Origin of the sequence: Pseudomonas sp. MWU13-2862, from assembly GCF_023242495.1 — a bacterium.
Taxonomy (GTDB): domain Bacteria; phylum Pseudomonadota; class Gammaproteobacteria; order Pseudomonadales; family Pseudomonadaceae; genus Aquipseudomonas; species Aquipseudomonas gingeri_D.
In genome coordinates this window covers 348,245-360,616 of sequence record NZ_JALMEZ010000007.1, presented here as the reverse complement: position 1 = coordinate 360,616, position 12,372 = coordinate 348,245, and the positions used below count along the sequence as shown (strand labels likewise).

The window sequence follows — 12,372 nt, the reverse complement described above, 5'->3', positions numbered from 1 at the left end:
TTGCCTTGAATACGGCGTCTACCTTCAGTGCATGTCGCCGTGATCGGCCATGCTGTTCAGTGCCCGGGCGCGGGCCTTGACTTCAATGGATTCCTTGACACCCTTGGCGTTTTCCACCACCAGGGTCAGCGGCACTTCGTCGCCCTCCTTCACCTGCCCCACCAAGTCGATCAGCATCACGTGATACCCCTCAGGCTCGATGGCCACGGTCTTGCCCGCCGGCAACGGCACGAACGCCACCGGCTGCATGCTCATCACGTCATTGTCCATCTTCGACTGGTGGATCTGCACGATCTTGGCCGCCGGCGATTTCGCCTCCAGCAGCTTGGCGTTGTCACTTGAGGTGATCCGCATAAAGGCCCCGGTCGAAGGCTGACCGGGTACGGTGGCGCGGACCCAGGCGTCATCCACGCGGGTTTGTGCAAAGGCCGGGCCACTCAGCAACGCGAGCAGGGACAACATCAGGACGTTCAAGGGTTTCATGGCCGCAACCTTATAAATTCGAGTATTCATCAGCAGACTTCCATCACCGTGAGCAAGTCTTCGGCGCACTGTTTGGCCGACAGCGATGGCGACAGTCCCAGGCGCAGTACGCCCCGCGTGTCATAGACAAAACTGGTCGCCGAATGGGACAGCGTGTAGGTCGAACCGCTGGGGATCTTTTCGTAGAACACCTTGAATTCCTTGGCGGTGGCCGCGGTTTCTTCCAGGGTGCCGTAGAGCGCGACAAAGCTCGGGTCGAAGGCCTTTACATAGGCATCGAGGACCTTGGGCGTATCGCGTTCCGGGTCCAGGGTGATGAAGATCACCTGCAATCGATCGCCGTCCACGCCCATCAGCTTCTTAGCCTGTACCGCCCTGGCCAGCGCGGTCGGGCAGACGGCCGGGCACTGGGTGAAGCCGAAAAACACCATCGGCATCATGCCGCGGTAACTGGACAGCGTTTTGACGTTGCCCGCGGTGTCCTTCAGCTTGAAGGTCCGCCCGAGGATCTCGTCGCTCAGGTCCTTGCCGTATTTGTACGACAAGCGGTTGGAGCTGTCGCAGCCGGTCAGCGCGCCGAGGCCGAGCAGGCCAAGGCCGGCAACGACCTGGCGGCGAGTCAGCAATTCATTCATGTTCTGTAGTCCTTCGTATGGAGCGATGTCGCGGCCTGGCGTTGCCGGATAAATGCACATTGACGCACATCAGGGCGTCGGGTTTATCGGCAGCAGATCGTTTCGACAATGATCGGTGCGGCGGATCAGACGCTGGCCTGAGGCGGTGCACGAGAACGGGCCCCCGGAAAAACCGGGGCCGAGGCTTGCTCGGGGATGAAGTGGTTGTGGGCAAAGCTGATCGGGACCAGTGCCAGGCGAGGTGCCAGGGCATGGGAGTCGCTCAGGGCCGGGTGTTGGAACAGCAGCGAGCAATAACCGCACTTTTCCCAGAGCATCGTCCCGTGATGATCCACCGGGACGGAGTCTTGCTGCGCCACCGGGTTCAGGCCGGGCACGGCGCCGCAGATATCCTCGATCGCCGGACCGGCACCGTGGGCCAGGCTCAGCCCCTGCCCGATCAGCGGGCCGGCGAAGACCAGCAGCATGGCCAGCAAGCTGAGCCAGGCACCGGTGCGGCGGCGGCCGGACGGTCGAAGGGACGGGATGGGTTTCATGGGCGCAGAATGTAACACCGTCGCTGTGGCCGGTGGTGCGACAAAATGGCACATCGGGCGCCGCACCACGGGTTCAACGCTTACGCCAGCTTGACGTTCATGGTGATCCGCGCCGTGAATACCTGCACACCCTCCTCGTCACGAATGTCCACCACGACGATCTTGTCTCCCGCCGTCGACCAGTCAACCGCACTGCCATCGGCCACGGCACGTACGTCGGTCTTGGCCTTGGCCAGGTACTCCACGCTCATGCCCTTGGGAATCCAGCGCGCACCCTCGGGAATCGACACATCGGTCATCACCCCGGCTGCCAGCTCGGCGGCGTTGCACAGGGCAATGGCGTGGACAGTACCCAGGTGATTGGTGATTTCCCGACGAAACGGCACCAGCACCTGCGAATGCCCGGCGCGTAGCTCGCTGATCAACGGATTGATGGTGCTGAAGTACGGGGCGATCTGGCAGGCCATCTGACTGAATTTTTCCGGACCTGCACTGGTGAACATACTCAGGAACTGGCTCATCGGGTGTACCTCGGTGGGTGTCTTGTTCGATTAACAGAATAATATTCTGTAAAAGAACAATATTCTGTTAATGGAAAATCTGTCAAGCTCAGGCTTCTGTTTCATAAGATTGCTGCCTTGCCACCGGACTTCAGGTTGTTGCTTCCATGGAAAACCTCGATCTTCTCGAACGCTGTTACCCGGGCCGTCGGGCCGAACTGAAACGCGCGATCCTGGCGCAGGCCCTGTCCAGCTTTAACGAGCACGGGATCGAAGCCACGACCATCGAAACCATCCGCGCCGAATGCGACACCAGCGTGGGAGCGATCTATCACCACTTCGGCAACAAGGAGGGGCTGGTGGCGGCGCTGTTTTTCGCCGCACTGGAAGACCAGGCCGGTTTGCGTGAGCGTTATCTCTCGGCTGCCGAGACATTGCAGGACGGTGTGCAGGCGTTGGTGTACAGCTATGTCGATTGGGTCGACGCGCAACCGCAATGGGCACGATTCCAGTTCCAGGCGCGTTTTGTCGTGGCCCAGGGGCCCCATGCCACGGAGCTGGCCACCCGTAACAAGGCGCGTAACCGACAGTTGCGCGAATGGCTGGGCGAGCCGGCCCATGCCGACGGCCTCAAGAATGTTCCGGCCGAGCTGTTGCTGTCGTTGATTGTCGGGCAGGCGGAGAACTATTGCCGGGCCTGGTTATCCGGGCGGGTCCAGAGTCGCCCCGTGACTTTCCGGAACGAGTTGGCCGAAGCGGCCTGGCGCTCGCTGCAGATCTAGTCTTTCAAAGACTGATGCAGAACCTTTGGGAGCGGAGCTTGCCCACGAAGCTTTAAGCGACCTCACGGTCGTCTTCGCGGGCAAGCTCCGCTCCCACAAAGTGGCGGAAGGCAGCCGGAGTCGAACCTGCCCGGGAACGGATGCCGTCCCCAACCGGGTTTGAAGCCCGGCCGCGCCACCGGGCGCGATTGCCTTCCTTGAAATCTGTACGCCTGGACGAGGCCTTGGGCACGCTACAAACCTGTAGGAGCCTGGCTTGCCAGCGAAGCTTTTAGCGCTCTCAAGGGCCTCTTCGCTGGCAAGCCAGGCTCCTACAGGTTTTGCGGCGCACTCCGGGCCAGTGCGTTGTCAGCACGAATAAAGCGCAAGTTGCCGACACGCCGGGTCAGGCCGATCCGATCGAAAAACTCCAATATCTGAATACAGCGTTTACGCCCCAGGCCCAGCCGATCACGAAAGGCGATCACCTGTACCGTCGGATTATCCGCCGCCAATTGCACCAGCATAGCCGCCAATTGCCGGACCGCCGCCTCCGTGTAAAAACGATCGTGCACCACCTGGTACACCTGCCCCAGCCTCGCCAGCTTGCGCAGCAGCAAGCGTACGGCGTTTTCATCCTGCCCGGTCGACAGTGCCAGGGTGCGTACCCACGGAGGATCGATTGCGCCCTGGTCCAGCAGCGGTTGCAGCTGTTGCCACAAGTTCTCGTCGTCTGCGCTCAGGCGGACCTGATGGTCGGGCAAATGCAACCAGGGGCCGCTTGCTGCAATCGCTGCGTCGTCGAGCAGCGAGTCCAGCAGGCTGATAAATGCCGGTCGTTCCAGCGCCAAGGCGGCGAAACGCCGCAGGCGATCGCGGTCCGGCCCCAATTGATCGGGCTCCAGGCTGTGAAAGCGTGCCAGTTGCGCGAGCAAGGCGTCCTTCTGGGCTTGCCAACCTGTGCTGCTGAACAACAACGAGCCTTGGCGCGTGGCGATCACACTGATATCGGCGGGCAGCGTCCAGCTGTTGCGCGGACGATTGAACTGACGCTCCAGGCGTTGTGGATCAAGACCCCCGGTGCTGCCGGCAAGTAATGTCGGCAATACCGTCTCCAGGCTTTGGGCCTGCGCCAAGGCCTGCAACTGCGCCAGGCGCTCGGGGCTGCGGCGCTGACGGGTTGGCGCAAAGGGATCCAGCACCCGGCCACCACCGAGGGTCCGTTGTGCGCTTTGATCACGCAACACCAGACGGTCACCGTGCACGGCCTGCAAGGGTGCATGGGTCAGCAACTGGGCAAAGGCTAGGCCTCCCGGCGCCAACTGCGTGGTATCCAGCAAAGCCACCCGGCCCAGTACATCCTGGGTGCCCAAGTGAATGTGCACCGAACTGAAGTGTTCGAACCGGCGGGTTTCACTGGCGAGCAGTCGCAGTTCGATATCCAGCCGCTGGGTCGGGGCATGCAGCCACTCGGACAGCAGCCAGTGACCGCGATGAATCTGCTCGAGCGCCAGGCGCTCGGCACTCAAGTTCAAAGCGACCCGCTGCCCGGCGAACGCCTTGCTTGCCGCCTGATTCTGCGCGTGCAGACCACGGACCCGCACCGCTTTGCCGGTAGGTCCAAGGGCCAGGACATCACCGGCTCCAACGTGACCGGACAAAGCCGTGCCGGTGACCACGATACCGCTGCCCGGTACATTGAAGGCGCGGTCGATCGCCAGGCGAAAGCCGCCCTCATCACTGCGTCGCCGGACCTCGCCCTGGGCTTCGAGCAACGCTTGGCGCAAGGTCTCGATACCCTCACCGGTGACACTGGAAACCTCGATAAAGGGTGCCCGGGCATAAGGGCCGGACGCCAGCAATGCCTGGATCTCGGTGCGCACCTGGGCCCTGCGCGCAGGCTCCACCCGGTCGCACTTGCTGATCGCCACCAATGCCCGGGGAATGCCCAGCAGCTCGACAATCGCCAGGTGCTCGCGGGTCTGGGGCATCACCCCGTCATCGGCGGCCACCACCAGCAACACCAGGTCGATCCCCTGGGCGCCGGCCAGCATGTTATGGATAAATCGCTCATGGCCGGGCACATCGATAAAACCGGTCAGCGCGCAGCCGGGCTCCAGCGAGGCATAGAGGTAACCCAGATCGATGGTGATGCCGCGTTCGCGCTCCTCGCGGCGCTTGTCGCCGGCCTGACCGGTCAGCGCCTGGAGCAGGCTCGTCTTGCCATGGTCGATATGCCCCGCCGTGCCGACGATCACCTCGTCCGACTCCCCTGCGGCCCGCTTTTTGTAGGAGCAAGCTTGCTCGCGATGAACGATGACGCGGTCCCGAGGTTCAACCCCGCAAGCTGCGCCACCCAGACCGCCTCGTCATCCAACTGACGCAGATCCAGCCACAAGGCATCATCATCGATGCGCCCCAACACCGGAATCGGCAACCCCCGCAACGCCGCCTCCAGCCCATGCAAACTGCGTCCGCGCAGGCGCTTCGAGGTATTCGCCCGCAGGCACAAGGCCGCGCTGGGCAGCCGCGCCACCGGTTGGCTACCGCTGCCGATCATGCCCAGCGCCGGCATCGCCGAGACGCTCCAGCCCTCCCCCAAGACGCCGGCCAACAACGGACGCAGACGCTCGGCCTGGGCAAGGATCTCCGCCTGGGGTCGGGTCAGCAGGCGCAAGCTGGGCAAACGTTCAGCCAATCGGTCCGGGTTACGGTACAACCCCAGCACCGCCTCCAGCGCGGCGAGGGTCAGCTTGTCGACCCGCAACGCCCGTTTCAACGGGTTCTTCTTGATCTTCGCGATCAACTCCTTGCGCCCGACAATCAACCCGGCCTGGGGCCCACCGAGCAATTTGTCGCCGCTGAAGGTGACAATATCGGCGCCGTCTTCCAGCGCCTGGCGCACCGTGGGTTCGGCGGGCAGGCCCCAGCGTGTGAGGTCGAGCAGGCTGCCGCTGCCCAGGTCTTCCAGCAACGGCAAGCCATGGCGATGGGCAATCTCTGCCAACCGGGCGGTGGGCACCTGGGCAGTAAAGCCCTGGATGTTGTAGTTGCTGGCGTGCACCCGCATCAACAGGCCGCTACGTGGGCCGATGGCGGTTTCGTAGTCTCGGGCATGGGTGCGATTGGTGGTGCCCACCTCATGCAGGCGGACACCGGCGCGGGCCATGATATCGGGGATGCGAAAGGCCCCGCCTATCTCGATCAACTCGCCCCGGGAGATGATGCCTTCCTTGCGTTGCCCGAGGCTGTTGAGGGCCAGCAGCACGGCGGCGGCATTGTTGTTGACCACGGTGACGGCTTCGGCGCCGGTCAGTTCGCGAATCAGGCCTTCGATCAGGTCGTCACGGTCGCCACGCTTGCCGCTGCGCAGGTCGAATTCGAGATTGAGCGGGTAACGGGCGGCGATTTGCATGGCGTCTATGGCTTCTTCGGGCAGCAGCGCCCGGCCGAGGTTGGTGTGCAGCACCGTGCCGGTCAGGTTGAACACCCGTTGCACACGGCTGCGGTGCTGGTTGAACAGGCGTTCGCCGGCTCGGCCCGCCAGAACGGGCGGGGTCAGTTCGTTGGCCGTGAGCTGGCCCGAACGGACCGGTTCACGCAGTTCATCGAGCAACTGCCGCAAGGTTGTCAGCAAGGCATCCCGACCATAGCGCTCGGCCAGGGGCTGGCAAGCGGGGTCGCGCAGCAGGCTATCGATGGAAGGCAGACGTGGCGGGACAGCGGCAAGGCTCGAGGACATCAGCGGTTTCCTGAAGACGCGATGCGGAAACCTGAGTGTAGACGCCTCGCTCGTTCCTTGAGGGAGGGGCACGACGCCATCGCCTAATCGCCCCCTGGCGCCAGCAACAGGTTGGGTGCCTGGCGCAGATACCCTTCCTGATCGAGACGAATATCCAGCGCCAGGCTGGTGATATCAGCTGACAGCCCCTCGGCCTCGGCATCTTCTTCCAGATAGAGCAGCTTGAGATAGCTGTTACAGCCCGGGCAGATTTCCGCCCGCAACGGTGCATGACCCGCTTCGTGGCCGTCATCCCCCAGGCTCAGGTACTTGAGTCCCTTGCTCTGTTCGCAGTAGATGCATTTGACCCGTACCACATGCCACTCGCAGGCGCACAGTGAACACACCAGGTAACGCAGGCCATTGAACTTGCCCCGGTGGCGGATCACCCCGGCCATGGCCGGCGAACCGCAGGCCGGGCATTGGCTCAGGCTGTCGCCGGGTTTCAAGGCCAGGTTCGGCACGCTCAGCAGCCAATAGCTCCAGGCCGCCTGCAAGGCCGCCCCGAGAAACGGCACCAAGGCTGCCGGCAGGCCGGAATACTGGCCCCCGAGCAAGGCCAGCGCCCAGACTTTACGTTGCCCGCCCCAGGTGTCCTGCAAAGTGCTGATGGCCTGTCGCACGGCGGGGACACGGGTGGCATGACCCGACAACAAGGCGTCCAGCCAAGGCAGCCAAAGGTCTTCGCGCACCAGGCTGTCAGCAGCCAGCGGCGGCAGGCCATGCTCCAGGCACAGCCGCTGGCGCTCAGGATCGGGAAGCGCGGTGCTTGGCGGTTGATCCAGCAGTTGCTGCTGCACCCGACAAAGCCCGGCCACCAGTCCGATATATTCGGCCAGCGGATGCCCGACCGCCAACTGCTCCAGCCGCGCTGCGCGCAGGGCGAACAGCGTCGGCGGCGGCAGATGCAGAAACGGCGGCGAACTGGCCGAAGCCTCGATCTGTCCAGGTTCCAATATCGTGCTCAAGCGCTTATCCCTTTTTCCGTGGCTCGGCGGTCGAGGCTTCGTTCCGGGTCACCTCGCGGTACCACAACTCATGGTGTTTGCGTGCCCAGGCACGACTGACCCAGCCATGCAGCATGGCCCCGACCGAGCCCTTGATCCAGATACCGGCATAAATATGCACGATGATGCTCAACACCAGTACGAACGCCGCCAGGGCATGGAGCAACACCGCCAGGCGAATGCTGCCGATGCCGAAGTACTGGCTGAAATACGCCCGCCAGATCACCACGCCGCTGAACAGCAGGACCAACATGCAAGCCAGCAGCGTCCAGAACAGCAGTTTCTGCCCGGGGTTGTACTTGCCGATCGGCGGTACGCCCTCCTCCTCGTTACGGATCACCCGATCTACCCGTTTGAGCCACAAGCGGTCGTTGGCGATAAAGAAGTTGGCCCGCCAGAAGCGGATCACCAATCCGAGGAACAGCACGAACATCAGCAGGCCCATGAACGGATGCAGGATACGGGTCCAGGGACCGCCGCCGAACAGTTGGCTGAGCCAGAACAACGACGGGTGAAACAGCGCCAGCCCGGACAGGCCGGCCATAAAGAACAGGATCGCCACCAGCCAGTGGTTGGTGCGCTGGTTGGCGGTATAACGCAGGATCGGCTTGTCGCTCATGGCCGTGGCTCCTCACCGGTTTTCGGATCAAAGACATGCACGCTCGGATCGACCTGATGGACGCTGCTGTCCGGGGGGGCCGGATGCTCATCCTCCTCCACCCGTTGCGGGCCGATGCGCACGTAGTGGAAAAAGCCCGCCAGCACCGCGGCGCCCATCGCCAGCAGGCCCAGGGGCTTGCTGATGCCTTTCCACAATTCGACAAAGGGGCTGATACTCGGCTGGTTCGGCAGGCCGGCGTACAGCGACGGCTGGTCGGCGTGGTGCAGCACGTACATCACATGGGTGCCGCCGACCCCGGCCGGGTCGTACAAGCCGGCCTGGTCGAAGCCGCGGGACTTGAGGTCGACAATGCGTTCGGCGGCGTGCTCCTTCATGTCCTCCTTGCTGCCAAAGACAATCGCCCCGGTCGGGCAGGTTTTCACACAGGCCGGCTCCAGTCCCACCGCCACCCGGTCCGAACACAGCGTGCACTTGTAGGCCTTGTGGTCCTTCTGCGAGATGCGCGGTATGTCGAAGGGGCAACCGGTGATGCAGTAACCGCAACCGATGCAATGGTCCTGGTTGAAATCGACGATGCCATTGGCGTGCTTGATGATCGCCCCCGGGCTGGGGCAGGCCTTCAGGCAGCCGGGGTCGGCGCAGTGCATGCAACCGTCCTTGCGGATCAGCCACTCCAGGTTGCCGGCGGCATTTTCATGCTCGGTGAAGCGCATCAGGGTCCAGCTTTCGGCACTCAGGTCCTGGGGGTTGTCGTAGGTGCCATGGTTATGGCCGACCTCGTCGCGCAGCTCGTTCCATTCCGAACACGCCACCTGGCAGGCCTTGCAGCCGATGCACTTGGTGGTGTCGATCAGTTTGGCGACTTCTTCCTGCTGGCGCACGGAGGGCGGCAAGGTGGTGGTCGCCGAACGGGCAATGATGTCTTGGCTGGCCATCAGATTTTCTCCACGTTGACCAGGAATGACTTGGATTCCGGGGTCTGTGAATTACCATCGCCGAGGAACGGCACCAGGGTGTTGGTCAGGTAGCCATGCCGCGCCACCCCGGTGAATCCCCAGTGCAACGGGATGCCGATGTGGTGCACGACCTGGTTGTTGACCTGCAGCGGCCGAATCCGTTTGGTCACCACCGCCACCGCCTCGATATGCCCGCGCTTGGAGCTGACCCGCACCCGGTCGCCGGCCACGATGCCCTTCTCCTTGGCCAGGAGCTCGCCGATCTCGACGAACTGCTCGGGCTGGGCAATGGCGTTGAGCTTGCAGTGCTTGCTCCAGAAGTGGAAATGTTCGGTCAGCCGGTAAGTGGTCGCGGCATAGGGGAAATCCTTCGCCACGCCCAGACTGTCCCAGACCGAATCGAAGATCCGGGCCGCCGGGTTGCTGGTGACCCTCTTGTTGTCCGGGTGCAGCGGGTTGATGCCGATGGGGGTTTCGAACGGCTCGTAATGCTCCGGGAACGGCCCTTCGGCCATCTTGTCCACGGCAAAGAACCGCGCCACGCCCTCGGGGTTCATGATGAACGGGTTCATCCCGGCTTCCGGCGGTACATCGGGTTTGTAGTCGGGCACGTCGGTGCCGCCCCAGGCCTTGCCGTTCCACCACACCAGGCGTTTTTCCGGCGACCAGGGCTTGCCCTGGGTGTCGGCGGACGCACGGTTGTAGAGAATGCGCCGGTTCATCGGCCAGGCCCAGGCCCAACCCAGGTGCTGTTTCATGCCGTAGGGATCGCTGTTGTCGCGCCGGGCCATCTGGTTGCCCTGCTCGGTCCAGCTGCCGCAGAAGATCCAGCAGCCCGAAGCGGTGCTGCCGTCGTCCTTGAGCTGGGCGAATCCGGCCAGTTGCTGGCCGGCCTTCATGGCAGTCCCCGTGGCATCGGTGAAGTCCGCGCTGGCGTAACCGTTGATTTCCCGCGCCAGTTCCTCCGGTGACGGTTCATCAGCGATCTTGTACGGCCAGCTGAGCTTGAGGATCGGCTCGGGGAAAGCGCCGCCATCGGCCTGATAACGTTTGCGCAGACGCAGGAACAGTTCGCTCATGATCTTCACGTCGGTGCGGGTTTCCCCAGGCCCCTCGGCGCCTTTCCAGTGCCATTGCAGCCAGCGGCTGCTATTGGTCAGCGAGCCATCTTCCTCGGCGAAGCAGGTGGTCGGAAAGCGAATGACCTCGGTCTGGATACTGCCGGTGTCGACATCGTTGTAAGGTCCGGCGTTGCGCCAGAACTCCGAGGTTTCAGTGGACAGCGGATCCATCACCACCAGCCACTTGAGTTTGCCCAGCGCCGCGGTCACCCGGTTCTTGTCGGGCAGCGCGGCAATCGGGTTGAAGCCCTGGCAGATATAGCCGTTGACCAGCCCCTGGCCCATCCGGTCGAACATGCGCAGGATGTCGTAGCCAGGGTTGTCGAGCTTGGGCAGCCAGTCGTAGCCCCAGTGGTTTTCGGCGGTGGCATTGGCGCCATACCAGGCTTTCATCAGGCTGACATGGAACTTGCCGTAGTTCTGCCAGTAGGACAACTGGCCGGGGCGCAAGGGTTTGAGGGCGCGCTTGGCGATATAGGTGTCGTAGTCCTGCTCGGCATCGGAAGCCAGGGTCAGGTAGCCGGGCAGCGAATTGGACAACAGCCCGAGGTCCGTCAGCCCCTGGATATTGGAGTGACCGCGCAAGGCATTGACCCCGCCGCCGGGCATGCCGACGTTACCCAGCAACAGCTGGACCATGGCCGCACTGCGGATGATCTGCGAGCCGATGGAGTGCTGGGTCCAACCCAGGGCATAGAGAATCGTCATGGTCTTGCCCGGTTGCGAGCAGGTGGCGATTTCGTCCCAGATCTTGCGCATGGCGTCCTGGGGCATGCCGCAGGTCTGGCTCGCCAGTTCCAGGCTGTAGCGGCTGTAGTGCCGTTTCATCAGCTGGTAGACGCAGCGCTCGTGTTGCAGGCTCGGGTCGACCTTGGCGAAACCGTCCTCGCCCAGCTCATACCCCCAGGAGGACTTGTCGGTATAGGTGCGGCTGGCCGCATCGTAGCCGCTGAACAGCCCGTCCTCGAAGCCGAAGCCGGCTTTGACGATAAACGATACGTCGGTGTAGTTGCGCACATATTCGTGCTGGATCTTGTCCTCGGTCAGCAGGAAATTGATCAGCCCGCCCATAAAGGCGATATCGCTGCCGGTACGGATCGGCGCGTAATAGTCGGCCACCGAGGCGGTCCGGGTAAACCGCGGGTCGACCACGATCAGGCGTGCCTGGTTGTGGGCCTTGGCTTCGGTCACCCATTTGAAGCCGCACGGATGCGCTTCAGCGGCATTGCCACCCATTACCAGGATCAGATTCGCGTTGGCGATATCGGTCCAGGTGTTGGTCATGGCGCCACGGCCGTACGTCGGGGCAAGACTTGCCACCGTCGGGCCGTGTCAGACACGTGCCTGGTTGTCGAACCCCAGCATGCCGAGACTGCGAATGACCTTGTGGGTCAGGTAACCGGCTTCGTTGGACGCCGCCGAAGCGGCGAGAAATCCGGTGGTCAGCCAGCGGTTGACCGTCTGCCCCTGGGCGTTCTTCTCGATGAAGTTGGCGTCGCGGTCGGCCTTGATCAGGTCGCTGACGCGGTCCAGCGCCTCATCCCAGGAAACCCGGGTCCATTCCTGGCTGCCCGGCTTGCGTACCTGCGGGTACTTGAGGCGATCAGGGCTGTGGATGAAGTCCAGCAGGCCGGCGCCTTTGGGGCACAGGGTGCCGCGATTGACCGGATGGTCGGCATCGCCCTCGATATGGATGATGTCCTGGACCACGTTCTTCGCGGTATCACCCTGGCTGTACATGATCAGCCCGCAACCGACCGAGCAATACGGGCAGGTGTTGCGGGTTTCATGGGTATGGGTGAGTTTGAAGTGGCGCACTTGCTCGGCGAAGGCGGGCGTCGGGGCCATGCCCAACGCGGCCAGACTCGAGCCTCCAAGGCCGATGGCGGCGACCTTGAAGAACTGACGACGGTTGAGATCCATCGCGTACTCCCGATCAGGTGAAGGTCCCGGTCAGGTGCCGGGCTCTT

11 protein-coding genes and 1 tRNA gene are annotated in these 12,372 nt (G+C 63.1%); 1 reads left to right on the top strand and 11 read right to left on the bottom strand.

Annotated elements, in window-relative coordinates; all coding sequences use genetic code 11:
- Positions 1 to 24: 24 nt before the first annotated feature.
- The 4 genes from M5C56_RS15375 to M5C56_RS15360 all read right to left on the bottom strand — a co-directional run bounded on the left by M5C56_RS15375 (position 25) and on the right by M5C56_RS15360 (position 2,175).
- Positions 25 to 483, bottom strand: a complete 459-nt coding sequence (locus M5C56_RS15375; RefSeq protein ID WP_103494142.1) for a copper chaperone PCu(A)C — start codon at positions 481 to 483, stop codon at positions 25 to 27.
- Between the two features lie 29 nt (positions 484 to 512).
- Entirely contained in the window at positions 513 to 1,118 is a 606-nt protein-coding gene (locus M5C56_RS15370; RefSeq protein ID WP_103494112.1) for an SCO family protein, read from the bottom strand.
- 125 nt (positions 1,119 to 1,243) lie between these two features.
- Complete coding sequence (locus M5C56_RS15365) at positions 1,244 to 1,654, bottom strand: DUF2946 domain-containing protein (RefSeq protein ID WP_103494111.1); 411 nt, start codon at positions 1,652 to 1,654, stop codon at positions 1,244 to 1,246.
- Between the two features lie 80 nt (positions 1,655 to 1,734).
- On the bottom strand, positions 1,735 to 2,175 hold the full coding sequence (locus tag M5C56_RS15360) for a hotdog fold domain-containing protein (protein ID WP_103494110.1): 441 nt from the start codon (positions 2,173 to 2,175) through the stop codon (positions 1,735 to 1,737).
- A 146-nt stretch (positions 2,176 to 2,321) separates the two neighbouring features.
- Between M5C56_RS15360 and M5C56_RS15355 the strand changes: the two genes are divergently transcribed.
- Positions 2,322 to 2,936, top strand: a complete 615-nt coding sequence (locus tag M5C56_RS15355) for a TetR/AcrR family transcriptional regulator (protein ID WP_103494109.1) — start codon at positions 2,322 to 2,324, stop codon at positions 2,934 to 2,936.
- Positions 2,937 to 3,037: 101 nt separating this feature from the next.
- Here the strand turns inward: M5C56_RS15355 and M5C56_RS15350 are convergent.
- The 7 genes from M5C56_RS15350 to fdnG form a co-directional block, all read right to left on the bottom strand.
- Positions 3,038 to 3,133: transfer RNA gene (locus tag M5C56_RS15350), tRNA-Sec, on the bottom strand.
- 114 nt (positions 3,134 to 3,247) lie between these two features.
- Entirely contained in the window at positions 3,248 to 5,173 is a 1,926-nt protein-coding gene (selB, locus tag M5C56_RS15345) for a selenocysteine-specific translation elongation factor (protein WP_103494108.1), read from the bottom strand.
- Positions 5,170 to 6,657, bottom strand: a complete 1,488-nt coding sequence (gene selA, locus M5C56_RS15340; RefSeq protein WP_103494107.1) for an L-seryl-tRNA(Sec) selenium transferase — start codon at positions 6,655 to 6,657, stop codon at positions 5,170 to 5,172. Before selA ends, selB begins: the two co-directional genes overlap by 4 nt.
- Positions 6,658 to 6,740: 83 nt before the next feature.
- Positions 6,741 to 7,664, bottom strand: a complete 924-nt coding sequence (gene fdhE / locus M5C56_RS15335; protein WP_103494106.1) for a formate dehydrogenase accessory protein FdhE — start codon at positions 7,662 to 7,664, stop codon at positions 6,741 to 6,743.
- A 4-nt stretch (positions 7,665 to 7,668) separates the two neighbouring features.
- Positions 7,669 to 8,322 (bottom strand): formate dehydrogenase subunit gamma, encoded by a 654-nt coding sequence (locus M5C56_RS15330; protein WP_103494105.1) that lies wholly within the window; start codon positions 8,320 to 8,322, stop codon positions 7,669 to 7,671.
- Positions 8,319 to 9,260, bottom strand: coding sequence for a formate dehydrogenase subunit beta (gene fdxH / locus M5C56_RS15325; RefSeq protein WP_103494104.1), 942 nt, complete (start codon positions 9,258 to 9,260; stop codon positions 8,319 to 8,321). The genes M5C56_RS15330 and fdxH overlap by 4 nt, the downstream gene beginning before the upstream one ends.
- Positions 9,260 to 12,325, bottom strand: coding sequence for a formate dehydrogenase-N subunit alpha (gene fdnG, locus M5C56_RS15320; protein ID WP_247263184.1), 3,066 nt, complete (start codon positions 12,323 to 12,325; stop codon positions 9,260 to 9,262). Before fdnG ends, fdxH begins: the two co-directional genes overlap by 1 nt.
- Positions 12,326 to 12,372 lie beyond the last annotated feature (47 nt).

What these genes read in the sequence shown, in the direction of transcription:
- M5C56_RS15370 (WP_103494112.1), bottom strand. Translation starts at nt 1,118, where the DNA reads ATGAATGAATTGCTGACTCGCCGCCAGGTCGTTGCCGGCCTTGGCCTG.
- M5C56_RS15355 (WP_103494109.1), top strand. Translation starts at nt 2,322, where the DNA reads ATGGAAAACCTCGATCTTCTCGAACGCTGTTACCCGGGCCGTCGGGCC.
- M5C56_RS15330 (WP_103494105.1), bottom strand. Translation starts at nt 8,322, where the DNA reads ATGAGCGACAAGCCGATCCTGCGTTATACCGCCAACCAGCGCACCAAC.
- M5C56_RS15365 (WP_103494111.1), bottom strand. Translation starts at nt 1,654, where the DNA reads ATGAAACCCATCCCGTCCCTTCGACCGTCCGGCCGCCGCCGCACCGGT.
- M5C56_RS15375 (WP_103494142.1), bottom strand. Translation starts at nt 483, where the DNA reads ATGAAACCCTTGAACGTCCTGATGTTGTCCCTGCTCGCGTTGCTGAGT.
- M5C56_RS15360 (WP_103494110.1), bottom strand. Translation starts at nt 2,175, where the DNA reads ATGAGCCAGTTCCTGAGTATGTTCACCAGTGCAGGTCCGGAAAAATTC.
- selA (WP_103494107.1), bottom strand. Translation starts at nt 6,657, where the DNA reads ATGTCCTCGAGCCTTGCCGCTGTCCCGCCACGTCTGCCTTCCATCGAT.
- fdxH (WP_103494104.1), bottom strand. Translation starts at nt 9,260, where the DNA reads ATGGCCAGCCAAGACATCATTGCCCGTTCGGCGACCACCACCTTGCCG.